We start from the raw sequence: 22,986 nt of genomic DNA, 5'->3' as shown, positions 1-22,986 counted from the left end.
GCGAGTGGTGGGGGGCAGGGAGGTCCTTCCTCAGGCGACCAGCCAGACCGCCGCGTCCGTCGGCAGGCTGCCCCCGGCGACGTCCTCGCTGGCCAGCAGGACCCGTCCCTCGGGCAGCGGGACCGCCTCCGCGGAGAGGTTCACCAGGCACACCAGGCCGCCCGGACGGCGGAACGCCAGGCACCGCTCGGGCGCCGGCAGCCACTCCAGCGCCTCGCCGTCGAACGCGGGGGAGGTGCGGCGCAGCGCCAGCGCCGCCCGGTACAGGGAGAGCACCGAGCCGGGGTCGGCGGCCTGCGCCTCGGCGGTCAGCGGCGCCCAGCCCGCCGGCATCGGCAGCCAGGTGTCGGGGGAGGTGGAGAAGCCGTAGGACGGCGCGTCGCCCGACCACGGCACCGGGATCCGGCAGGCGTCGCGGCCGCGCTCGGTGTGCCCGGACCGCTCCCAGATCGGGTCCTGCAGCGCCTCGTCGGGCAGGTCGACGTCGGGCATGCCGAGCTCGTCGCCGTTGTAGACGTAGGCCGCGCCGGGCAGCGCGAGCTGCAGCAGCGCGGCCGCCCGGGCGCGCCGGGTGCCTGTCCCGCCGCCGCCGTAGCGGGTGACGTGCCGCGGCCGGTCGTGGTTGGACAGCACCCAGCAGGCGGGGGCGGGCACCCCGGCCACCGACTCCAGCGAGTGGACGACGGCGTCGCGGAGGTCGTCGGCGTCCCAGTCGGCGGTGAGCAGCTTGAAGTTGAACGCCAGCTGCAGCTCGTCGGGGCGCAGGTAGCGGGCCAGCCGGGCGTCGTCGGACACCCAGACCTCGCCCACGGCCATCGTGCCCGGGTACCCGTCGAGGACGGCGCGGACGCGGCGGTGGACCTCGTGCACGCCCTCCTGGTCGAAGCGCAGGTCGCCGGGGCCGTGGTCGTCGAGCAGGCCGGTGTCCTCCATCGGCTGCATGTCCGGCAGGCCCGCGGGCTTGGCCATGCCGTGCGCGACGTCGATGCGGAACCCGTCGACGCCGCGGTCGAGCCAGAACCGCATGGTCTCCTCGAGGTCGGCGACGACCTCCGGGTGCGTGAAGTCCAGGTCGGGCTGCTCGGGCGCGAAGATGTGCAGGTACCACTGGCCGTCGGGGACCCGCGACCACGCCGGCCCGCCGAACACCGAGGGCCAGTTGTTCGGCGGCTCGGAACCGTCGGGCCCGCGGCCGTCGCGGAACAGGTAGCGCGCCCGCTCCGGCGAGCCGGGGCCCGCGGCCAGCGCGGCCTGGAACCAGGCGTGCCGGTCGGAGGTGTGGTTGGGCACGAGGTCGACGGTGACGCGGATGCCGGCGGCGTGCGCCTCGGCGAGCAGCGCGTCGAACTCGGCGAGGTCGCCGAACACCGGTTCGACGTCGCGCGGGTCGGCGACGTCGTAGCCGTGGTCGGCCATCGGCGAGGGGTAGAAGGGCGTGATCCACAGCGCGTCGACGCCGAGGTCGGCCAGGTGCGGCAGCCGGGCGCGGATGCCGGCGAGGTCGCCGACGCCGTCGCCCGTGCCGTCGGCGAAGCTGCGGATGTAGACCTGGTAGAAGACCGCGTCGCGCCACCAGTCGGCGTCGGTGCGGCGGAACGGGGCGGGGGCAGGGGAGGTCACCGGGACTCCTCGGGGGGTGCGGGCGCGCTCCTGACCGGCGTCGGTGACGGCGGGCGGCGAGGGTCTGAGGCGGGGCTCAGGCGGGGGAGAGGTCGCCGGGCGCGTCGTCGGGCCAGCGGTTCTGCATGCTGTGCGCCGCCATCGTCAGGTAGCCCCAGAGGGCCGCGTCCTGCTCGGCGGTCAGGTCGAGGGAGTCGACGGCGTCGCGCATGTGCCGCAGCCACGCGTCGCGCTCGGCCGGGCCGATGGCGAACGGGGCGTGCCGCATGCGCAGCCGAGGGTGGCCGCGCTCCTGCGAGTACGTCGTCGGGCCGCCCCAGTACTGCTCCAGGAAGCGGCGGAGCCGGGTCTCGGCCCCCTCCCAGTCGTCCTGGGGGTACAGCGGCGCCAGCACCGGGTCGCTGCGGACACCGGCGTAGAAGCGGGCGACCAGCCGACGGAAGACCGGCTCGCCGCCGACCTCGTCGTAGAAGGTCCGCGCCGAGGGCAGGGACCGGCTCGCCTCGCTCATGACACCGATGGTCCCGCAGCCCGGTGCCTGCCCGCCACGCCGGGTCGGGTGCGGACCAGCCCGAGCAGCCCGGGGAGGACCGCGACCAGGCCCAGCCCGCCGGCGACGGCGACGACCGCGGCGGGCGGCACCCGCTCGGCGGCCAGCCCGGCGCCGAGCGCGCCGAGGCCCTGTACGCCGTAGAGACCGCTGACGGCGACGCCGAAGGCGCGGCCGCGGAACTCCGCCGGCACCGCCTGCACGAAGGCGACGTTGAGCGGGATCAGCCAGCTGCACCCCAGCCCGCCGACGAACAGCAGGACGACGACCGTGACGAACGCCGCACGGCCGGGCGCTGCCGTCAGCGCGACCAGCCCGGCCAGCAGCACCGGCACCAGGGACGCCACGACGAGCCCCGGCACCATCCGCCCGGCCCGCTCGGTGCCGAGGAAGCGGGCCACCACCAGCCCGCCGACGGTCTGGCCGAGCGGGTTGGCGGCGAGCAGGACGCCGAGCTGCAGGGCCGCGCCGCCGAGGTCGTCGGTGAGCGGCGCGGCGATGCCCTCGGCGACGTTGGTGAACAGCACGCCGGGCCACAGCAGCGCGATGATCGCCGTCAGGCGCGGGATCCGGCGGATGAGCCGCAGGCCCTCGGCGGTCTCCCGCCACACCGACGTCGGCCCCTCCGGGGAGCCGCCCGGCGCGGGGCGGCGCTCGAGGCCGGCCGAGAGCCACACCGCGGAGACGGCGAAGGTGGCGGCGTCGAGCAGCAGCACCGCAGACGGGTCGAGCAGGCCCACGAGGGCGCCCGCGCCGACGAACCCGATCACCTGGGCCAGCTGCAGGCTGGTGTTGGTCAGCGAGGTCGCGACGGCGTAGCGCTCGCCGTCGAGGACGTCGGCCATGATCGCCGAGCGGGCCGACTCGAACGGCGGCGCGCACAGCGAGACGGCCAGCAGCAGCGCCAGCAGGGCCCACAGCGGGATGCCCGGGACGGCCATGAGCGCGACCAGCACGGCGCGGACGACGTCGCTCACGATCAGCACGCGGTGGCGCGGGAAGCGGTCGGCGACCGTGGCGAGCACCGGGCCGCCGACCACCCAGGGCAGGAAGCTCAGCGCGAAGGTGACCGCCGCGAGCAGCGGGGACTCGGTGCGCTGGTAGACGAGGACGGTCAGCGCGACGCGGGCGAGCTCGTCGCCGATCGTCGACAGCGTGTAGGTGCCGAACAGCGGCCGGAACTCGCGGACGGCGAAGACCGCACGGAAGGAGGGCCGGTCCCCTGCGGCGGGCTCCCCGGTCACGGGACGCCCGTCCCGGTCGCGGTGGTGGCGCCCAGCAGCGGGGGAGGCGTGCGGATGCCCTCGGTGGCGAACCGCTCCTGCAGCCGCATCCGCAGCTCGCGGGCGACCCGCCACTGGTCGGCGCTGGTGGAGCGGACCTGCAGCCGCATCGTGACGCCCGCGGCGGTGATCTGCTCGGCGCCCAGCGACTCCGGCTCGGCCAGCAGCACCGCCGACCACTCCTCCTCGGCGTACATCGCGTCGGCGACCTCCTGCATCACCGTGCGGCACCGCTCGAGGTCGGTGTCGTGCGCGACCGGCATGTCGATGACGACCTGCGCGAAGCCCTGGCTCTTGTTGCCCACGCGCAGGATCTCGCCGTTGCGGGCGTACCAGACGACGCCGTTGACGTCGCGCAGCCGGGTGATGCGCAGGCCCACCGCCTCGACCGTGCCGCTGGCCTCGCCGAGGTCGACGACGTCGCCGACGCCGTACTGGTCCTCGAGGATGATCCCGATCCCGGCGATGAAGTCCTTGACCAGGTTCTGCGCGCCGAAGCCGAGCGCGACGCCGACGACGCCGGCGCTGGCCACGATCGGCGCGAGGTCGAGGCCGAGCTCACCGAGGACCAGCACGACGGCGATGCCCATGACCACGAACGAGGCGACGCTGCGCAGCACCGAGCCGATCGCCTCCGCGCGCTGGGTGCGGCGGGCGGCGACCTGCTCGATGACCTGGCCGGCGGCCCCGCGGTTGCGCAGCGGGCGCAGCAGCGTGGGCACCCCGCCGGTGGCGGTGCGGTCGGTGAGCCGCCGGATGGCGCGGTGCAGCATGAACCGGGCGACGGAGGCGACGACGAGGACCAGCAGGATCCGCGCCGGCTTCTCGATCAGCGCCTCGGCGTTGTTCGCCAGCCAGTCGATCCCCGACAGGTCGTAGACCTTCGCGCACAGCGTCGTCGGGTCCGAGACGCACTCGGGCATCGAGTCGGCCAGCCCGGAGTCGGCGGCGGTCACGGAGGGTAGGGCAGTCATCACCGCCCATCGTCTCAGGTCGCGGCGCCGTCCCCGCCACCCGCCGCGCCCCATCCGGACAGCCCGGTGGCCGCCGCGAGGAACGCCAGCTGGTCGGCCGCGAGGCCCACCGTGCGGCTCACCGCCCGGGCGCCGTGGCCCACCGACGTCTCCCGCCGCAGCAGCACCGGCGCCTCGCCGCTCGTGGCCGCCTGCAGCGCCGCGGCGAGCTTGCGGGCGTGCAGCGGGTCCACCCGGGTGTCGGACTCGAAGGTCGTGAACAGCGTCGCCGGGTAGGCCGTGCCCTCGCGCACGTTGTGGTACGGCGAGTAGCCCAGCAGCCAGCCGAGCTCCTCGGGGTCCTCGGCGGTGCCGTACTCGTCGTTCCAGGTGCGGCCGAGGCCGAAGCGCTCGTACCGGACCATGTCCAGCAGCGGCGCGCTGCACACGACGCCGGCGGCGAGGTCGGGGCGCTGGGTGAGCGTCGCGCCGACCAGCAGCCCGCCGTTCGAGCCGCCCATGACCGCGAGCTGCGCGTGCGTCGTCCAGCCCTGCGCGACCAGGTGCTCGCCGGCCGCGGCGAAGTCGTCGAACACGTTCTGCTTGCGCTCGCGCATCCCGGCGCGGTGCCACTCCTCGCCGTGCTCGGAGCCGCCGCGCAGGTTGGCCACCGCCCACACCCCGCCCGCGGCGACCCAGGCCAGCGCCTGCGCCGAGTAGGAGGGGGTGAGGGCGACGTCGAACCCGCCGTAGCCGTAGAGGACGGCCGGACGCGGGGTGTCCGGGGCGCCGGTGGCCGACAGGACGAACAGGTGCACCGGCGTCCCGTCGCGCGAGGTCGCGTGCGTCTCGACGACGGTCACGTCCGGCACCTCGCCTGCCACGGGGGCGCGCTCGTCCTCGGCCAGCGCGGTGGGCTCGGCGGCGTCCCAGCGCAGCACCGACGGCGGGGTCGAGTGGTCGGTGTAGCCGACCCAGGCGGTCGTCCCGCCCTCCGGCGGGGCGCTCACGCCGGAGACGCTGCCGACGCCCAGGCCGGTCACCTCGGCCAGGCGGCCGGAGCCGTCCCCGGCCCAGACCGACAGGCGGTCGGTGGCGTCGACCGAATGGACGGCGAGCACCTGCAGCGTGCCGTCGGCGCCGTCGACCAGCGCGACGTCGGAGAGCACGCCGTCGTCGGACTGCGGGACGACGTCGGCCCACGCCTCCACCGGCCAGGTGGCGGGGTCGGCCGGGTCGGCGACGGCGAGCCGCCAGCGCGGGCTGCCGCGGTCGCTCATCAGCCACAGCCGGCCGTCGCGGGCGACCCAGGCGGCGGTCTGCGCGTCGACGCCGACCTGCAGGTCGCGGAGCTCCCCGGTCCCGCCCAGGTCGGCGAGCCACACGTCGTCGCGGGGGGCGGTGCCGGCCGAGGCCGAGACGACCAGCCAGCGGCCGTCGCGGCTGGTGCGCACGCCGTAGTAGTTGGTGGGGTCCAGGCCCTCCCCGTGCACGAGGACGTCGCCGTCGGGGTCGGCGCCGACGCGGTGGCGCCACACCCGGCGGTGGAACTGCTCCTCGCCGGCGGGCACCTGGTCCGGCGCGAGCCGGCGGACGTAGAAGAGCTCCTCGCCGCCGGGCAGCCAGGCGACGGGGGAGTAGCGGCAGCGGTCGACCGGCCCGTCGAGCTGCTCGCCGGTGGCGACGTCGAGGACGTACAGCCGCGACTCCTCGTCGCCGCCGGTGGACAGCTGGTAGGCCAGCCGGTCGCCCTCCCACGACGGCGACCAGGCGTCGAGCGTCGTCGTGCCCGACGGGTCGAGCGCCATCGGGTCGACGAGGACGCGCACCGTGCCGTCGGGCTCGCGGACCCGCAGGACGGCGTGCTCCTGGCCGGGGTCGCGGCGGGTGGAGAAGGCGCGGCCGCCCCGGTGCACCGGGACGCCGACGGCGCCGGCGTGCACCAGCCGCTCGAGCCGGGCGGCGAGGTCCGGGCGCAGCGGGAGGGCGCCGAGGACCCCGGCGGTCAGCGCGTCCTCGGCCTCCGTCCACGCCCGCGTCCGCGGGTCGGCCGGGTCCTCGAGCCAGCGGTAGGGGTCGGCCACGCGGTGGCCGTGCAGGTCCTCGACCAGGTCGAGCCGTTCGGCGTCGGGGTAGCGCACCGCCCGACCGTAACCGGGCTGTGGATTTCCCCCGAGCGCCGTTCCCCCTCGTCAGGGCAGGATGGGCACAGCCCTGCGGGCCGCCCCGGTACGGCGGTCCGGGGTGTCGGAGGTGCTCCGTGTCGCGTTCCGCGTCCGGGTCGTCGCCGGTGGGCCACCCAGGTCCGCGACGCGACCCCGTCCCCGTCCCCCGGCTGCCCGTGCCCTCGTCCGGCACGACGGCCGCCACGTTGCTGCTCAACGCCACCTACGAGCCGCTGTGCGTGGTCTCCAGCCGCCGCGCGATCGTGCTCGTGCTCGCGGAGAAGGCGGTGCCGGTCGACGCCGCCGCCGAGGTGGTCCACGCCGAACGGGTGAGCCTGCCGGTGCCCGTCGTCGTCCGGCTGACCCGCTACGTCCGGGTGCCCTACCCGGCGCAGGTGCCGCTGTCCCGCCGGGCGGTGTTCACCCGCGACGGGCAGACCTGTGTCTACTGCGGGAGCTCGGCCACCAGCATCGACCACGTCGTCCCGCGCAGCCGCGGCGGCACCCACACCTGGGACAACGTCGTGGCGGCCTGCCGCAAGTGCAACCACACCAAGGCCGACCGGTCGCTGGCCGAGCTCGGCTGGAAGCTGCCGCACCCGCCGCGGACGCCGAGCGGCGCGGCCTGGCGGCTGCTCGGCGCCCGGACGGTCGACCCGCGCTGGCGCGAGTGGCTCGGCGTGCCCGAGAGCGTCTCGGCATGACGTCGGCGGGCACCGCCCGGCGGCTGTGGGCGCTGGCCGAGCCGTTCCACGCGCTCACCTACTTCGCCGAGGAGGCGCGGGCGGCGGGTGAGGCGGCCGGCACCACCGGCTTCTGGTCGACCTACTTCGCGCTGCGGGCGGCCCCGCTGGGCCCGGTCGGCCCGGAGGTGGTGACGGCGGTCTTCTACAACTTCGCGCCGTCGTTCGTCGCCCGGCGGGTGCCGGCGGTGTGGGACGCGCTGACCCCGGCCGCGGCGCTCGAGGCGCGGCTGGCCGGGGTGGACGCCGCCGTGCGCCGGGTGCTGGGGGAGTGGGCGGCGTCCCCGGAGGCGGCCGAGGCGGCCGCCCTGGCGTCCACCGCCGCGGCCGCCGTCGACCTGCCCGGCCGCCCCCTGGGGGCGGCCAACGCCGGGCTGCCCGTCCCCGACGAGCCGCACCTGACGCTGTGGCAGGCGCTGACCACCCTGCGCGAGCACCGCGGCGACGGGCACACCGCGGCGCTGCTCGGGCGCGAGGTCTCCGGCGCCGGGGCTCACGTGCTCGTCGCGGCCGCCGGGCGGGTCGACCGGGAGTGGCTGCAGCGCGCCCGCGGCTGGGACGACGACGCGTGGACCGCCGCGGCCGAGGAGCTCCGGACCCGCGGCTGGCTCGACGGCGACGAGCTGTCGGCCGAGGGCCTGGCCATGACCACCGCCATCGAGGCCGACACCGACCGCCTGGCCCTCGCGCCGTGGCGCGCGCTGGGCGACCCGGGCTGCGACCGGCTGGGCGAGCTGCTCGTGCCGGTGCGCCGCGCCGTCGTCACCGCGGGCCTGTTCCCCGACCGCAACCCGATCGGCGTCGCCCCCGACGAGGCCTGAACGGGAGCGCCGGACGCCACCGTCACGTGACGTCACCAGGTCGGCGCGTCGTGTGACGCACCTTCCCGGCGGAGGGGATCCGGCTCGCTAGCGTCCCGCTGCCCGACACCCGCGGGCCGTCGACCGGAGGGACCCCCATGCTGCGCCGCCTGCTGTCCGCCACCCTGCTCACCGCCGCGGTCGCCGCGGTGCCGGGCGCCGCCTCGGCGGCGCCGGCCGACCCGCCGGTCACCGCCGGACGCTCCACCAGCTACGCGGCCTCGGCCACGCTCCCGCTCGGCGACGGCCGGACGGCGGACGTCTACCTGGGCCAGTTCCGCGCCTCGGCCACCGACGACTGGTCGTCCTACCTCTCCGTCTACGTGAGGAGCGAGTGCACGGGATTCGCCTGCGGCAGCGGCATGGCCACCGGATACGCCGACCTCGGCGGCGAGGCCGTCATCGACGAGCGGCTCGCCGGCGCCTCCGTCTCCGACGTCCCCCTGACGCTCTCGTCGTGGTCGTCCGGCCCGGACGGGTTCCACACGACCGAGCAGCAGGTCACCGTGTCGCTGGCCTTCACCGGGACCGGCGCCGTCGCGCGGGACGTCTACCACGGCGAGCAGTGCGGCGACGGCAGCTCACCGTGTCTCAACTCGCTCCGGCGCGACGCCTCGCGGACCGCCGACGTGGGGCTGGAGCTCGGCGACGTGACCGCGACCGGAGCGGGGACGATCAGCCGTGGCTCCTCCGTCGACGTGTACCGCACCCCGACCGGAGGCTGACCACCACGGACGGCGCCGCGGTGACGAGGGGTCACCGCGGCGCCGTCCGGAGGGCCTCGCCCCCGACCGGCCCGACGGCCGGAGCGCACCATCAGGTCCCGACGTCGTGCAGCGGCGCGCTTCGGCAAGTCGCGCCCTTCCGCGGCGCCGCCCGGGGCTCCCGGACGGCAGATCGTGTCGAGGCCGGCGCCACCCGATTGCCCCATCCGTCCGCCCCGTCCCACGCGTCCCACGCCGCGTGTCCTCTACCCGGACGCACGATCCGGTGACGCTACGTTCCGCGGCAATCGGCGCCGCCCGGGCGCTGCGGTCGACAGAGGTGTCCCCGTGACCAGCTCCACCCCCGTGCGCCGCCAGGTCCAGCGCTTCGGCCTCGCCGGCATCGGCTCGGCCGTGCTCCTCGTCTCCATCGCCGGCCCCGCCGCCGCGGCGACCGACGTCGTCATCCCGCTGCAGCCCTCCGAGGTCGTGCTGAGCGCCCTCCCGGTCGAGAACTTCGGCGCCATGGACCCCATGACCATGGCCGACCCCAGCGCCGGTGGCGTCTTCACCCCCGTCGAGGTGCGGTACTCCGGTCAGATCACCGTCGAGCTGCCCGCTGAGCTCGACAGCACCGGCGTCGTGGCCGAGCTCGTGTTCGACGACGAGGGGGACGGCGTCCCGGAGTCGACCTGGTCGTCGGCACCCGGGGACCCCCAGCCGCTGACCGTGACCGGAGGCGGCACCAGCACGATCACCGTCACCCTCCCCGCCGACGACCCGGCCGCCGGCGATGCCGCCTCCCTGGTGCTCGCGCCGCTCACCGACACGCTCGGCGCGGCGCTGGAGTACTACGACCCGGTCGCCTACGAGCTGACCTTCGTCCCCGCCGCGTCCACTTCGGTGACGGTCACCCCCGAGCTGCTCGCCTTCTCGCAGGTGCCCTGTGACGTGACCTCCGGCGTCCGGTGCCCCTTCCCGACCCCGGTGACGGCCGGCTCGACCGTGACGCTCGACCTCACCGCCGCCTCGCCGCTGCGCGAGCTGGGGCTCACCGACCTCACCGGCGTCGAGGTCGGCCTCGTGAACCTGGACGCGGCCGGTGACCCGACCGGCGCCGCCGCGCCGCTCGCCACGCAGGTCGCCGGGTCGCGCGCGACCTTCGTGCTGCCGGCCGGCACGGCCGCCGGCCAGTACGGCGTGGTCGTCGCCCAGCAGGCGCCGTCCGGCGCCGTCTCGGTGGTCCTCGTCGAGGTCACCGTCGTCGCCGCGGACACCCCGGCCGTCGTGCCGCCGGCCGCGCCGACCACCCAGGCCGTCACCGGGAACACGGGCCTCCGCTCGAACACCGGCGTGACCGCCCCGGCGGCCGAGGGCGCGACCGGCTTCGCCGCCGCGGGTGCGGGTCTGCTGGTCCTCGCCGGCGCCGGTGGCCTCGCCCTCGCCCGCACCCGCCGCCGCCCCGCGGTGGAGGACGGCACGGACCAGGCCTGATGCGACCGGGGCGGCGCACCGCCGCGATCACGGCGGTCGCCGCCCTGGGCGTCGCCGGCAGCGCACTGCTCGCTGTCGGCGTCGCCCCCGACGGGCGGTCCGCCGCGGCCACCGGGTCCCTCGACCCGGTGGCCGCGGCCCCCGCGGGGGAGCCCGCCCAGCCGACGCTGCCCCCCGAGGGGACGGTCCTCCCGACGCCTGCGTCGGACGTCCACGTGGCGGTGCCGGCGCTGGGTCTCGACCTGCCGGTCCTGCCGCTCACCCCGAGCGGCGGGGTCATCAACCCGCCGCTGCTCACCGCGGCCTACTGGATCGACTCCTACGGGGACCCGGTCGGCGACGCCGCGCAGGCCGACAACACCGTGTACATCGCCGCGCACGCCACCGGCACCGGCGAGTACGGCTTCGACGCCCTGGTCGACGCCGAGGCCGACGACGAGGGCCTGCGCGCCGGCGACGTCGTCGAGGTCAGCACGCCCCAGGGCACGGTCGACTACACCGTCGAGCGCACCCAGCGCTACGACAAGGACGAGCTCGCCGGCGCCGCCGACATCTGGGCGGCGGTCCCGGGCCGGCTCGTCCTCATCACCTGCTTCCAGCGCGCCGGGCAGGCCTCGACCGAGAACCTCGTCGTCGTCGCGCACGCCTGACCGGGCTCAGGTGACGCGGGCGCGCTCCTCGGGGTGGGCCTCCCACGAGCGGTCCTCGAGCACGCGGCGGAACACGTCGAGGGCGTCCCACACGTCGACGAAGCGGGTGTAGAGCGGCGCCGGGCCGAGCCGCACCCGGTCGGGCGTGCGGAAGTCGGGCACCACGCCGCGGGCGACCAGCGCCTGTGTCAGCTGCCAGGCGCGCGGGTGGGCCAGCGTCACGTGCGCGCCGCGGCGGGCGGGGTCGCGCGGGCTGGCCAGCGCCACGCCGTGCGGGGCGAGCCAGGCGTCGGCGAGGTCCAGGAGCAGCCCGGTCAGCGCGCGCCCCTTGGCCGCCAGCCGGTCCACGCCGGCCTCGGCGACCAGGCGAACGCCCACCTCGACCGCCGCCGCGGCCAGCACCGGCGGGGTGCCCACGCCGAACCGGCCGATGCCCGGCACCGGGTCGTAGGCCGGGCCCATCGCGAACTGGTCGCGCTGGCCGAACCAGCCCCAGATCGGCTGTCGCAGCTGCTCCTGCAGCTCGCGCCGCACGTAGAGGAACGCCGGCGCCCCCGGCCCGCCGTTGAGGTACTTGTAGGTGCACCCGACGGCGAGGTCCGCGCCGGCCGCCGCGAGGTCGAGCTCCACCGCGCCGGCCGCGTGCGACAGGTCCCAGACCACCAGGGCCCCGGCCGCCCGGGCGGCCGCCGTCACCGCCGCGACGTCGGCCAGCGCGCCCGAGCGGTAGGCCACCGCCGACAGCACGACGACGGCAGCCCGCTCGTCCAGCGCGGCCGCGAGCACCGCCGGGTCGAGGCCCTCGTCGACGTCGGCGGGCACCTCGCGCACGGTCATCCCGCGCGCGGCGGCCACCCCGGCCACGACGTAGCGGTCGGTCGGGAAGTCGTCGGCGCAGCAGACGAGCACGTCGCGGCCCGGCCGGGCGTCGGCGGCGGCCACCAGCAGCTTGTAGAGGTCGACCGAGGTGGAGTCCGACAGCAGCACCTCGCCGGGCCGCGCGCCCAGCACGCCCGTGCCGATCAGGTCGCCCACCCGCGTGCCGACGTCGATCCACGACGCCCACGACCCGACCAGCCCGCGACCCCACTCCTCCTCGGCCACCCGGGCCAGGGCGGCGGGGGTGTCGCGCGGCATGCGGCCCAGCGAGTTGCCGTCCAGGTAGAGCAGGCCGTCCTCGCCGGCCCCGGCGAAGCGGGCGCGGCAGCCGGCCAGCGGGTCGGCGTCGTCGAGCGCCTCGGCGGCGGCGCGGGTCAGGTCCACGGCGCCGGTTCTACCCGCCGGGGCTAGCGTCGCCGTCCGTGACGCAGCTGCACGACCTCACCGCGCTCGAGCAGGCGGCCGCCGTCCGCGCCGGGGAGGTCTCCCCGAGCGAGCTCGTGCGGCACGCCCTGGCCCGGGTCGAGGCCCTCGACGCCGGCCTCGGCGCGTTCGTCACCGTCACCCCCGAGCGGGCGCTGGCCGCGGCGGCCGCCGCCGAGGCGCGGGTGCGGGCCGGCGGGGAGCTGCCGCCGCTGCTCGGCGTCCCCACGGCGATCAAGGACCTCAACAACACCGCCGGCGTGCGCACCACCTTCGGCTGCACCGTCTTCGCCGACTTCGTGCCCACCACCGACGACGCCGTCGTCACCAAGCTCGCCGCCGCCGGGACGATCAGCCTCGGCAAGACGAACACCCCCGAGTTCGGCTTCCCCTGCTACACCGACAACGACCTCGTCGGCCCGGCCCGCTGCCCCTGGGACCCGCAGCGGCTGGCCGGCGGCTCCAGCGGCGGCGCGGCCGTGGCGGTGGCCGCCGGGATGGTGCCCTTCGCGCAGGGCAGCGACGGCGGTGGCTCCATCCGCATCCCGGCGAGCATCAACGGCCTGTTCGGCATCAAGCCCACCCGCGGCCGGGTGAGCAACGCGCCGTTCGGCAGCGACGTGACCGGCCTCGGCACCAACGGCCCGCTGGCCCGCACCGTCCGCGACGCCGCGGCCGTGCTCGACGCGATGGCCGGCCCCGTCACCGGCGACGCCGCGTGGGCGCCGCCGCTGCCGCCGGGGGAGACGTTCCTCGCCGCGGCCGACCGCCCGGTGGGCCGGCTGCGGATCGGGCGGGCGCTGGAGTCGCCGATGCCCGGCGCCGTCCTGCAGCCGGAGGTGACGGCGGCCATCGACGACGCCGCCGCGCTGCTGGAGTCGCTCGGGCACGAGGTGGTCGACGTCCCCGGCGGGCTGCTCACCCCCGACGTGCTGGCCGCCTTCGAGCGGGTGTGGTCGCTGTCGGGGACGCTGCTGCCCGTCCCGCCCGACCGGGTGGGGGAGCTGCGGCCGCTCACCCGCGAGCTGCGCGCACGCGGCCTGGCGCTGTCGGCGCAGGCGGCGATGGAGGCGCTCACCGCGCTGCGGCTGTTCTCCCGCCGCTACGTCGAGGCCACCGACGCCTTCGACGTCCTGCTGTCCCCGGTGACGACGATGACGCCGCGGCCGCTGGGCTGGTTCGACGCCGACGGCGACGGCGCGGCCGACTTCGAGCGGCAGAAGGCGTACGCCGCGTTCACCGCGCTCTACAACGTCACCGGGCAGCCGGCCGTCAGCGTGCCGCTGCACTGGACCGACGACGGCCTGCCGGTCGGGACGATGCTCGTCGGCCGCCCCGCCGACGAGGTCACGCTGGTCGCCCTCGCGGCGCAGCTGGAGCAGGCCCGCCCGTGGGCGCACCGCCACCCGCCGGGCTGGCATGCCGACGCATAGCTGATCACCGTGGGCGGTAGATTCCGGGGCGTGACCGTCGTCGAGACCCTGCTCGTCTTCCTCGTCGCGCCGCTGGCCGTCTACCTCCTCCTGTGGGCCCTCACCTACCTGCCCGGCGGCCGCAAGCGCCAGGGCGTGCGGTACAAGCCCGGCCAGGCGTGGGACCACGAGCCGGTCTGGTACGAGCCGCAGCCCACGGGCGCCCCGACCCACGCGGCCGGGCAGGGCGACACCCAGGCCGTCGGCTCCTCGCTGTACGGCGAGACCGCGTCCATCGGCTCCGGTGACGGCCACGGCGGTGGGCACGGCGGCGGCCACGGCTCGAGCGCCGTCGGCTCCCGGATGATCGCCGGCGGCGACTCCCACGGCGCCACCGCCGTCTCCGCCGGCGCGCCGGTCCCCTCGGCGGGCGGCCCGCTCGGCGGCGCCCGCGGCACCTGGTGACCCGCGGACCCGTGACCCGGTGACCCCGACCTCCCCGACGACCTCTCCCGGAGACCCGCGATGACCCGCGTGCTGGATGCCGACGCCCACGACACCGGAACGGTCGACACCGCGCCGAACAGGGCCGACGAGGGCTACGACACGATCTTCAGCTACCGCGAGCTGGCCCGCCTCGACGAGGCGCTGACCATGTCCTCGCGCGAGACCGGGCTGCGGTTCACCCTCTGGATCGGCGACCTCGGCCCGAGGACCCGCGTCCGCGCCGAGGAGCTGCACGCCCGCGGCGGCGACCCGGCCGACTCGGTGCTGCTGGCCGTCTCGCCCGGCCAGCGCGTGATCGAGGTGGTCACCGGTGCCTCCGCCGCCCGCCGGCTGCCCGACCGCGCGTGCGCCCTGGCCGTGCTGTCGATGACCAACTCCTTCGCCGCCGGCGACCTGGTGGGCGGCATCGTCAACGGCCTGCGGCAGCTGTCCGACCAGGCCGGCCACCCCCGGAGCAGCCGCGCCCACTGAGCGCGATCCACAGGGCGCCACCGGGCGCCCGGCCCCACCGACGAGAGAGGCCCAGGACCCCGCGGGGTCCTGGGCCTCTCTCGTGCCCGGGCTCAGCCGGCGGCGGCGTCCCGCTCGCGGGCGCGCAGCGCGCGGGCGATGCCGTCGCGGCCCTCGCTCACCAGCCGGCGCAGCGGCGCGGGGTGCTCCCCACGGGACAGCCACGCGTCGGCCGCCTGCACCGTGCGCTCCTCGACCACCGGCGGGAACAGGTACTGGACGGCGTTCTTCGCGATCTCACCCGGGCGGCGGTCCCACATGGGGCCGATCTCGGCGAAGTAGCGGTCGACGTAGCCCGCGGTCAGCTCGCGCTGCGCCGCGTGCCAGAAGCCGGCCACCAGCGCCTCGTGCACCGCGTTCGGCACGTCGGCGTCGTGGAAGGCCCGCTGCCACGCCTCCTCCTTCGCCTCCGCCGTCGGGCGCAGCGCCCGCGCGGTGGCGGCCCGGCGCACACCGGTGGCGGTGGCGTCGCGCTCGGCCTCCGCGTCGATCTCCGCGTCGCCGGCCGCGCCGATGGCCACCAGCCCGTTGAGGAACGCCCACCGGGCGTCGGCGTCGACGGCCAGCCCCTCGACCGTGCGGGAGCCGTCGAGCAGGCCGCGCAGCACGGCGGCGTGCTCCTCGGTGCGCGCGGCGGCGGCGAACGTCCGGGACCACTGCAGCTGCTCGTCGCTCTCCGGCGCGGCGGCCTCCAGCGCCTGCAGCGCCTTGTCGGCCAGCGCCGTCCAGCCGGTGTCGGCCCAGGCCGGGTCGGCGTAGGAGGTCAGCGCGGACTGCACCCGCACGAGCAGCGACTGCACCACGCTGATCTCGGTCTCGGCGTCGATCCCGGCGAGCACCAGCTGCACCCAGTCGCGGGCGGGCAGCTCGGCGTCGCGGGTCATGTCCCACGCCGCCGACCAGCACAGCGCGCGGGGCAGCGAGTCGGGCAGCGCGCCGATGTCGGTGCGCAGCGTGGCCAGCGACCGCTCGTCGAGCCGGAGCTTGGCGTAGGTGAGGTCGTCGTCGTTGACCAGCACGAGGTCGGCCACCGGGTGCCCGACCAGCTCGGCCACCTCGGTGCGCTCGCCGTCGACGTCGAGCTCCACCCGCGTGGTGCGGGTGAGCCCGTCGGGGCCGCGGTCGTAGAGGCCGACGGCCAGCCGGTGCCGGCGGAGCACGGGGTGCTCGGGCACGGCGGTCTGCTCGATGGCGAACGAGGCGTAGCGGCCGTCGTCGGTGAGCTCGAAGACCGGGCGCAGGGTGTTGACCTGGCTGGTCTGCAGCCACTGCTGCGACCACTCGGTGAGGTCGCGGCCGGTGGCCTCCGACAGGGGGTCGAGCAGGTCGGCGAGCGTGGTGTTGCCGTACTCGTGGGTGCGGAAGTAGCGGCGGATGCCGGCGAGGAACTCCTCGCGGCCGACGTAGGCCACCAGCTGCTTGAGCACCGAGGCGCCCTTGGCGTAGGTGATGCCGTCGAAGTTCACCTCGACGGCGGCCACGTCGACCATGTCGGCGGCGATCGGGTGGGTGGAGGGCAGCTGGTCCTGCGCGTAGGCCCAGGCCTTCTCGGCGTTGGCGAACGTCGTCCACGCCGTCTCGTACTCGGTGGCCTCGGCCTGGCAGAGCGTGGAGATGTAGGTGGCGAAGGACTCGTTGAGCCACAGGTCGTCCCACCAGCGCATGGTCACGAGGTCGCCGAACCACATGTGCGCGAGCTCGTGCAGCACCGTCTCGGCGCGCCGCTCGTAGCGGGCGCGGCTGGTGCGCGAGCGGAAGACGTAGTCCTCGAGCACGGTGACGGCGCCCGCGTTCTCCATGGCGCCGGCGTTGAACTCCGGCACGAAGAGCTGGTCGTACTTGTCGAACGGGTACGGGTAGTCGAACACCCGCTGGAAGAACTCGAAGCCCTGCTTGGTCACCCGGAACAGCTCCCCCGGGTCGAGGTGCTTCGCCAGCGACGCGCGGCAGTACAGCCCCAGCGGGATGCCCTCGTAGGCGTCGGTCACCCGGGCGTACGGGCCGGCGATCAGCGCGACGAGGTAGGTCGACAGGCGCTTGGTCGGCTCGAAGTGCACGAGCTGGCTGCCCTGCGGACCGGCCTCGATCGTGCGCCCGCCGGTGTTGGAGACGACCTGCCAGTCGAACGGCGCGACGACGTGGACGGTGTAGGTGCCCTTGAGGTCGGGCTGGTCGAAGCAGGCGAACACGCGCTTGGCCTCGGCCGGCTCGAAGTGCGTGTACAGGTAGACCTGGCCGTCCTCGGGGTCCTCGAAGCGGTGCAGGCCCTCGCCGGAGTTGGAGTACCGGCAGTCGGCGTCGACGACGAGGGTGTTCTCGGCGGCGAGGCCGGGCAGCGGCAGGCCGCCCTCCTCGGTGTAGGTGGAGACGTCGAGCTCCACCCCGTTCAGCGTGGCCGAGCGGACGGTCTCGGCGACCAGGTCGATGAACGTGTCCGCGCCGGGCTCGCGGCAGGTGAAGGTCACCGTCGTCGTCGAGCGGAAGGTGCCGGCGCCGGGGCGACCGTCCCCGTCGGTCAGGTCGAACTGCAGGTCGTAGGCGTCGACGGCGAGCAGGCGGGCGCGTGCGGCGGCGTCGTCGCGGGTCAGGTTGGGTACGGCCACGACCGGCAGCTTCCCACGGACGGCCGACACGCCCGGTGGGCACGGGGAACAAGCGCAGGTCCGGGGCACTTGGCAGCCGGCAGGGACGCGGGGTGCCGAGTGCCCCGCGCCGCCGACGACGAGAGGGAGACGACGGATGACCGAGGCAGTGCAGAGCGCCCCCACGAAGGCCCGGGTGGACTTCTGGTTCGACCCGCTGTGCCCGTGGGCCTGGCTGACCAGCCGCTGGGTGCTGGAGGCGGCGAAGGTCCGCGACATCGACCTGCACTGGCACGTCATGTCCTTGGCGGTGCTCAACCGCGGGCGCGACCTGCCCGAGCAGTACCAGCGGATGATGGAGCAGGCGTGGGGCCCCGTGCGGGTGGCGATCGCCGCCGCCCAGCAGCACGGCGACGAGGTCCTCGGCGACCTCTACACCGCCATGGGCACCCTGCGGCACCACGAGGGCCGCGAGCTCGACGAGATCATCGCCCCGGCGCTGGAGAAGGTCGGACTGCCGGCCGAGCTGGCCGGGGCCGCCACCTCCACCGAGTACGACGAGGCGCTGGAGAAGAGCCACCACGAGGGCATGGACCCCGTCGGGGACGACGTCGGCACCCCGGTCATGCACATCGACGGCGTCGCGTTCTTCGGCCCCGTCATCAGCAAGGTGCCCACCGGCGAGGACGCGGGCCGGGCCTTCGACGGCGCCGTCCTGCTGGCCAACCTCCCCGACTTCTGGGAGCTCAAGCGCACCCGCACGTCCGACCCCGACATGTCCTCGGTGCCGGCCGACGCCCTGGAGATCACCCGCCGCTGAGCCGGTCCGGACGGGCGCGGCATGCTGACGGCGTGCCGCGACCCGTCCGCCAGCGCATCCTGATCACCGGCGCCAGCTCCGGCCTCGGCCGGGGCATGGCCCGCCGCTTCGCCGCGCGCGGCCGCGACCTCGCGCTCGTCGCCCGCCGCGGCGAGCTGCTCGAGGAGCTCCGCGCCGAGCTGCTGGCCGCCTCCCCCGGCATCCGGGTCGTCACCGCCGCGATCGACGTCGACGACGCGGCCGCGGTCGCCCGCGGCGTCCCGGCGCTCGCCGCGGAGCTCGGCGGCCTCGACCGGTTCGTCGCCAACGCGGGCATCGGCAAGGGCGCCTCGGTGGGCACCGGCGCCGACTGGGCGAACCGGGCCACCCTGTTCACCAACGTGCTCGGCACCCACGCGCAGTGCGAGGCGGCCGTCGAGCTCTTCCGGGCGCAGGGCTCCGGGCACCTCGTCGTCATCAGCTCCGTCGCCTCGGTGCGCGGGATGCGCGGCACCCGCACCGCCTACGGCGCCAGCAAGGCCGCGCTCAACGCGCTGGCCGAGGGCATCCGGTCCGACCTGCTCGGCACCGGCATCCGGGTGACCACCGTGCTGCCCGGCTACATCGAGACCGACATCAACGTGGGCCGCCGCGGCCCGTTCACCGTCGACCTCGACACCGGCGTCGACGCGCTGGTCGCCGCGATCGAGCGCGAGCCGGTCCGCGCCTACGTGCCCGAGTGGCCGTGGCGGCCGGTGTCGGCGCTGCTGCGGGTGCTCCCGCTGCCGGTGGTCCGCCGCCTCACCTGAGCCGCGAGGCGGCCACGCGCATCGTCGCCGCGTCGTAGGGGCCGCGGTCGAGCAGGCCGGCCCGCACGGCGGACAGGACGGCGAGCAGCTCCGCGCGCTGCGCGCCGACGAAGTCCGCGTCGACCACCGCCCCGTGCCCCGGGACGACGGCGCCGCGGGCCAGCGCGTGCAGCCGGCCCAGCGTCGCCGGCCACTCGGCCGGGAAGGCGTCCTCGAACGCCGGCGGGGCGCCCTGCTCGACCAGGTCCCCGGCGAAGACCGTCCCGTCCTCCACCTCGACGACGAGGTCGTGCCCGGTGTGCCCGCGCCCGAGGAACCGCAGGACCACCTCGACGCCGCCGACGTCGAGCACCGCGACGTCGTCGACGAGCGCGTCCGGCGGGTCGAGCGGCGCCCCCGCGACCTCTGCCGCCGCCCCGGCGTCCCCGGCGGCCAGCAGCTCGGCCACCCGCGCGGACCGCTGCGCCTCCCCGGTGGCCCGGAGGTCCGCCGCGCAGCCGCGGGTGCCCCACACGGGAGCCGGCCGGAACGCGGCGTTGCCGAAGCAGTGGTCGTAGTGGGCGTGGGTGTTCACCACGGTCCACGGGTGCGGCGTCACCCGGCGCACCGCGGCGGCCAGGTCGGCGGCCTCGGCGGGGGAGGAACGGGTGTCGACGACGAGGCAGGCGCCGTCGCCCACGACCAGGCCGCAGTTGAGGTCCAGGGACGCGTGCCGGCGGACGAAGACGCCGTCGCCGACCTCGCGGAAGGTCACCAGCGGATCCGCATCGGCCGGCCGCGGGCGTCGAGCGAGCCGTCGCCGACGCACTCGTCCGTACCGTCGGCGACCCGCCGGGCCGACCACGCCGCGGCGCACGCGTCGAGCGCGTCGATCGCCGGCACCCGCGGCGGCGCGGCGAGCAGCGCCTCCTCGACGTCCATCACCGCGCGCAGCGCGGCGAGCCGCTGCGCCATCCCGCGGGCGGTGGCCTTCGGGTCGGTGACGCCGCCCAGGCCGACGCGGAAGGCCAGCTCCGGGTGCACCTCGACGACGTGGCCGGGCGGCGGCTCGCCGAGGGCGTCGTCGAGCGCGCGGATGGACGGGACCAGCCGGAAGGCCTGGGCGGACAGCGACGTCCCGCCGGTGGCGGCGACGGAGATGCGGCGCGCCTCGGCGTAGTCGTCCGTCGCGAGGACCGGCCGCACGGGTGAGGCGAACACCGAGCTCCCCGCGCTCCCGAGGAGGGCCTTGGCCTGCTGGTCGCAGGCGCGGGGGCCGTCGTCGGACAGGCCGATGGGCATGTCGACCGCGACCACCTCGGCGTCGGGGACGGCGAGGACCGCCCCGGCGTCGCGGAGGTGCAGCAGCCGCACCGTGCGGCCCTCGAGCAGCGCCCCGACCCAGGCCCCGCGCCAGCCGTCGACCCCGAGCACCGCCACGCACCGACCCTGACAGACTCGGGCCATGCGCGTCTTCGTGGGCACCGATCACGCCGGCCTGGAGTTCAAGGAGCACCTCAAGCGGGCGCTCACCGAGGCCGGCCACGAGCCGGTGGACTGCGGCGCCTTCGACTACGACCCCGTCGACGACTACCCGCCGTTCTGCTTCGAGGTGGGCGAGCGCGTCGTCGTCGAGCCCGGCACCCTCGGCGTGGTCATCGGCGGCTCCGGCAACGGCGAGCAGATCGCGGCCAACAAGGTCCCCGGCGTGCGCGCCGCCCTGGTGTGGAACACCGAGACCGCCCAGCTCGCCCGCCAGCACAACGACGCGAACGTCGTGTCCATCGGCGCCCGCCAGCACTCCGTGGAGGAGGCCACCGAGCTGGTGCTCGAGTTCCTCCGGACGCCGTTCAGCGAGGACGAGCGGCACGTCCGCCGGATCGGACTGATCCACGACTACGAGCAGAACCGGCACCGCCCCGCGGGCGGCCTGCCCACCCGCGAGGACGTCGTCTAGGACCCGCCGCCGGCACGGCGACCCCTCAGAACTGGTCGGGGCACCACGGGCTCACCGGCCAGGAGAACGCCGTCGCGGCCTGGGTGACCGCGCCGGGGCTCACCTCGGTGACCCGCCCGGCCCCCTGCAGGGTGCCCAGCGACGTGCCGCCGAGGTAGGCAGCGGCCAGGGCGTCGACGTCGACCACCAGGTCGGGGTCGCCGTCGGTCGGCGCGCAGAACGCCCCGGCCGGGTGCCCGCGCAGCCACCAGCGCCCGTCGTTCCACGGGCAGAACGGGTCGCGCACCTCGAGCACCATGTCGATCGGCGCCGGGTAGCGGCGGGCGGACAGCGCCCGGCCGACGTCGACCAGCCGTAGCCACATCCCGTCCAGCGGGCGGGTGTGCAGGGCGCGCGGGTCGGCGAGCAGGTGGCGCAGCGGGTCGTCGACGGGACCGTAGCCGTACTCGGCCGAGCGCACGAGGTCCAGGTCGAGCAGGTACCGCCACAGCGCCGCGTAGGCGGGGGTGCTGCGCGCCCGCACCTCGTCGACCAGGACGGTGCCGTCGGGCTCGCCGTCGTCGGTCCAGCGGGAGCGCACCCGGTAGGCGGCGTGGCCGGTGACCTCGCCGTCGGCCTCGCGGTGCAGCAGGAACCGCAGGGCGCTCGCGCCGTGGCGGCGCCCGGCCGGGTCGCGCAGGGAGCGCCGCCACCACCGCTCGTCGCGGTCGAGGTTGCCCGGCACCCACCGGCGCAGCGCCTCGGCCACGCCCGCGGCGCCGGCCAGGTAGGTGTCGGCGTCGGCCGGCACGACGGTGCCGGTGCCGGTGTCGACCCCGGGCCGGAAGCCCAGCTGCCGCGTGCGGCCGCGCCAGTTGCCCCGCAGGGTGGCCGGCGCGTAGCCGAAGCGGCCGTAGATCGAGCCCTCCGAGGCCCACAGCGCCGCCAGCGGCTCGCGCTCCTGCTCGTGCAGTTCGGTGAGCTGCCGGCGCATCACCGCGGTGAGGACGCCCCGGCGGCGGTGGGTGGGGGAGACGGTCACCCAGGTGACGCCCGCGCACGGGACGACGGCGCCGGGCACGGTCAGCTGCCGGCTGTAGAGGCCCGCGGTGGCGGCGACCCGGCCGTCGTCGGACCACAGCGACAGCGTCCGGTCGAGCTCCGCCGTCGCCGGCACCCGCTCGGTGAAGTCGTCGATCGGCTCGTCGCCGAAGACCTCGAGCATCGCCCGGCTGAACGCGGGCCACTCCTCGGCGGTGACGGGGCGGAGGTCAGCGGGATCGGTCACCCCCGCTGTCTACCGGGCGGGGCCGACGGCCCGCGACCGCGTTCCGCTCAGCCGGGCAGCGCGACACCGTCGTCGAGCAGCGTCAGGTCGCCGCAGGTGACCGAGCGGGCCGCCTCGACCTGGGCCGGCGGGGCGTCGGAGACGGTGACGCTGGTGTCGGTGTTGCTGGCCCGCGGGCCGTCGAGGCGCACGGCGGTGGCGGTGTAGCCGGTGCCGTCGTCGGCGGCGTCGAGGCCGGCGAGGTCGCGCACGCCGTCGCCGTCGACGTCGAGGCAGCCCACCCCGGTGCCGTAGCCGGTGAACCCGAGGTCGAAGGCGTACTGGGCGCCCTCGGGGTTCGTCACCGGCACCACCTCGCAGCCGCTGAGCGCGAACAGCAGCACCTGCCGGCCGTCGTCGGCCAGGGCCACGAGCTCGCCCTCGCCGGTGACGTCGGCGACCAGGACCGAGCGCGACACCGGGCTCGCCGACGGGAACGGCGCGGACCCCCCGCCGCCGGACGCCGTCGCGACGCCGAAGCGCACCTCGCCGTTCCCCGCGTCGGCGATCCAGGCGGTGTCGGGGCGGTCGTCGCCGTCGACGTCGACCGTCGGCCGGGAGACCGCGCCGTCGGGGACGCCGGCCGCGCCGTCGACGGGGCAGCCACCCGGGTCGCCGGCGGCCGGGGGGACCGAGGTGGAGGGCGAGGCCGACGTCGACGAGGGCGCGGCGCCCGGCAGCTCCTCGTCGTCGCGGGTGGCCACGTCGGCGCAGCCGGCGAGCAGGACGGCGGTGAGCAGCAGGAGCACCGGACGGCGGGTCACAGGCACCACCGTGGTGCCCCGGGCCGTCGGAGGCCAG

At 76.3% G+C, this 22,986-nt stretch carries 22 protein-coding genes; 11 read left to right on the top strand and 11 right to left on the bottom strand.

All coding sequences use genetic code 11. The features are described 5' to 3' along the window. Positions 1-30: 30 nt before the first annotated feature. The 5 genes from ACI79X_RS06665 to ACI79X_RS06645 form a co-directional block, all read right to left on the bottom strand. Complete coding sequence (locus tag ACI79X_RS06665; protein WP_457024632.1) at positions 31-1,620, bottom strand: glycoside hydrolase family 13 protein; 1,590 nt, start codon at positions 1,618-1,620, stop codon at positions 31-33. Between the two features lie 76 nt (positions 1,621-1,696). Beyond that, positions 1,697-2,131, bottom strand: coding sequence for a globin (locus ACI79X_RS06660; RefSeq protein ID WP_073419110.1), 435 nt, complete (start codon positions 2,129-2,131; stop codon positions 1,697-1,699). Then, positions 2,128-3,414, bottom strand: coding sequence for an MFS transporter (locus ACI79X_RS06655; protein ID WP_457024631.1), 1,287 nt, complete (start codon positions 3,412-3,414; stop codon positions 2,128-2,130). Before ACI79X_RS06655 ends, ACI79X_RS06660 begins: the two co-directional genes overlap by 4 nt. Then, on the bottom strand, positions 3,411-4,409 hold the full coding sequence (locus ACI79X_RS06650; RefSeq protein ID WP_457024630.1) for a mechanosensitive ion channel family protein: 999 nt from the start codon (positions 4,407-4,409) through the stop codon (positions 3,411-3,413). The genes ACI79X_RS06655 and ACI79X_RS06650 overlap by 4 nt, the downstream gene beginning before the upstream one ends. A 32-nt stretch (positions 4,410-4,441) precedes the next feature. Continuing rightward, positions 4,442-6,547 carry a prolyl oligopeptidase family serine peptidase gene (locus ACI79X_RS06645; protein ID WP_457024629.1) on the bottom strand — a complete coding sequence of 702 codons (2,106 nt, stop codon included), beginning with the start codon at positions 6,545-6,547 and terminating at the stop codon, positions 4,442-4,444. 200 nt (positions 6,548-6,747) lie between these two features. Here ACI79X_RS06645 and ACI79X_RS06640 point away from each other — a divergent pair, with 200 nt between their 5' ends. The 5 genes from ACI79X_RS06640 to ACI79X_RS06620 all read left to right on the top strand — a co-directional run bounded on the left by ACI79X_RS06640 (position 6,748) and on the right by ACI79X_RS06620 (position 11,022). Further along, positions 6,748-7,275 carry an HNH endonuclease gene (locus ACI79X_RS06640; protein ID WP_073419113.1) on the top strand — a complete coding sequence of 176 codons (528 nt, stop codon included), beginning with the start codon at positions 6,748-6,750 and terminating at the stop codon, positions 7,273-7,275. Continuing rightward, complete coding sequence (locus ACI79X_RS06635; RefSeq protein WP_457024628.1) at positions 7,272-8,135, top strand: SCO6745 family protein; 864 nt, start codon at positions 7,272-7,274, stop codon at positions 8,133-8,135. The genes ACI79X_RS06640 and ACI79X_RS06635 overlap by 4 nt, the downstream gene beginning before the upstream one ends. Positions 8,136-8,272: 137 nt before the next feature. Further along, positions 8,273-8,899 (top strand): hypothetical protein, encoded by a 627-nt coding sequence (locus ACI79X_RS06630; RefSeq protein WP_457024627.1) that lies wholly within the window; start codon positions 8,273-8,275, stop codon positions 8,897-8,899. Between the two features lie 327 nt (positions 8,900-9,226). Further along, complete coding sequence (locus ACI79X_RS06625) at positions 9,227-10,372, top strand: hypothetical protein (RefSeq protein ID WP_457024626.1); 1,146 nt, start codon at positions 9,227-9,229, stop codon at positions 10,370-10,372. Further along, positions 10,372-11,022 carry a class F sortase gene (locus ACI79X_RS06620; protein ID WP_457024625.1) on the top strand — a complete coding sequence of 217 codons (651 nt, stop codon included), beginning with the start codon at positions 10,372-10,374 and terminating at the stop codon, positions 11,020-11,022. The genes ACI79X_RS06625 and ACI79X_RS06620 overlap by 1 nt, the downstream gene beginning before the upstream one ends. A gap of 6 nt (positions 11,023-11,028) precedes the next feature. Here the strand turns inward: ACI79X_RS06620 and kynU are convergent, their stop codons facing one another. Further along, the gene (gene kynU, locus ACI79X_RS06615; RefSeq protein WP_457024624.1) at positions 11,029-12,285 is read right to left on the bottom strand and encodes a kynureninase; all 1,257 of its coding nucleotides are present in this window, start codon (positions 12,283-12,285) and stop codon (positions 11,029-11,031) included. 38 nt (positions 12,286-12,323) lie between these two features. Here kynU and ACI79X_RS06610 point away from each other — a divergent pair, with 38 nt between their 5' ends. Genes ACI79X_RS06610 through ACI79X_RS06600 form a run of 3 tightly spaced genes read left to right on the top strand, consistent with a single transcriptional unit; the run spans position 12,324 to position 14,714 of the window. Next, entirely contained in the window at positions 12,324-13,757 is a 1,434-nt protein-coding gene (locus ACI79X_RS06610; RefSeq protein ID WP_457024623.1) for an amidase, read from the top strand. 30 nt (positions 13,758-13,787) lie between these two features. Then, entirely contained in the window at positions 13,788-14,201 is a 414-nt protein-coding gene (locus tag ACI79X_RS06605) for a hypothetical protein (protein WP_457024622.1), read from the top strand. A gap of 60 nt (positions 14,202-14,261) precedes the next feature. Next, positions 14,262-14,714, top strand: a complete 453-nt coding sequence (locus ACI79X_RS06600; protein WP_457024621.1) for a DUF5130 family protein — start codon at positions 14,262-14,264, stop codon at positions 14,712-14,714. A 92-nt stretch (positions 14,715-14,806) separates the two neighbouring features. Here ACI79X_RS06600 and pepN read toward each other — a convergent pair whose 3' ends face one another. After that, positions 14,807-17,356: an aminopeptidase N gene (pepN, locus tag ACI79X_RS06595; RefSeq protein ID WP_457024620.1), complete on the bottom strand. Its 2,550-nt coding sequence runs from the start codon at positions 17,354-17,356 to the stop codon at positions 14,807-14,809. A 136-nt stretch (positions 17,357-17,492) separates the two neighbouring features. Between pepN and ACI79X_RS06590 the strand changes: the two genes are divergently transcribed. Both ACI79X_RS06590 and ACI79X_RS06585 read left to right on the top strand, forming a co-directional pair. After that, on the top strand, positions 17,493-18,155 hold the full coding sequence (locus ACI79X_RS06590) for a DsbA family oxidoreductase (RefSeq protein ID WP_457024619.1): 663 nt from the start codon (positions 17,493-17,495) through the stop codon (positions 18,153-18,155). Between the two features lie 32 nt (positions 18,156-18,187). Further along, a complete protein-coding gene (locus tag ACI79X_RS06585) occupies positions 18,188-18,943 on the top strand; it encodes an SDR family oxidoreductase (protein WP_457024618.1) in 756 nt (251 codons plus the stop codon). Here the strand turns inward: ACI79X_RS06585 and ACI79X_RS06580 are convergent. Then, entirely contained in the window at positions 18,936-19,697 is a 762-nt protein-coding gene (locus ACI79X_RS06580; protein WP_457024617.1) for an MBL fold metallo-hydrolase, read from the bottom strand. The genes ACI79X_RS06585 and ACI79X_RS06580 overlap by 8 nt on opposite strands. Next, a complete protein-coding gene (locus tag ACI79X_RS06575; protein WP_457024616.1) occupies positions 19,694-20,362 on the bottom strand; it encodes a DUF429 domain-containing protein in 669 nt (222 codons plus the stop codon). The genes ACI79X_RS06580 and ACI79X_RS06575 overlap by 4 nt, the downstream gene beginning before the upstream one ends. A 25-nt stretch (positions 20,363-20,387) precedes the next feature. Between ACI79X_RS06575 and ACI79X_RS06570 the strand changes: the two genes are divergently transcribed. Beyond that, complete coding sequence (locus ACI79X_RS06570; RefSeq protein WP_457024615.1) at positions 20,388-20,879, top strand: ribose-5-phosphate isomerase; 492 nt, start codon at positions 20,388-20,390, stop codon at positions 20,877-20,879. A 25-nt stretch (positions 20,880-20,904) separates the two neighbouring features. Here the strand turns inward: ACI79X_RS06570 and ACI79X_RS06565 are convergent, their stop codons facing one another. Further along, on the bottom strand, positions 20,905-22,146 hold the full coding sequence (locus tag ACI79X_RS06565) for a GNAT family N-acetyltransferase (RefSeq protein ID WP_457024614.1): 1,242 nt from the start codon (positions 22,144-22,146) through the stop codon (positions 20,905-20,907). A gap of 47 nt (positions 22,147-22,193) precedes the next feature. Next, the gene (locus ACI79X_RS06560; RefSeq protein ID WP_457024613.1) at positions 22,194-22,949 is read right to left on the bottom strand and encodes a hypothetical protein; all 756 of its coding nucleotides are present in this window, start codon (positions 22,947-22,949) and stop codon (positions 22,194-22,196) included. Between the last annotated feature and the right edge of the window lie 37 nt (positions 22,950-22,986).

Source organism: Geodermatophilus sp. SYSU D01119, from assembly GCF_054049975.1.
The sequence above is the reverse complement of the archived record's forward strand: the minus strand, read 5'-3'. Positions and strand labels throughout refer to the sequence as shown.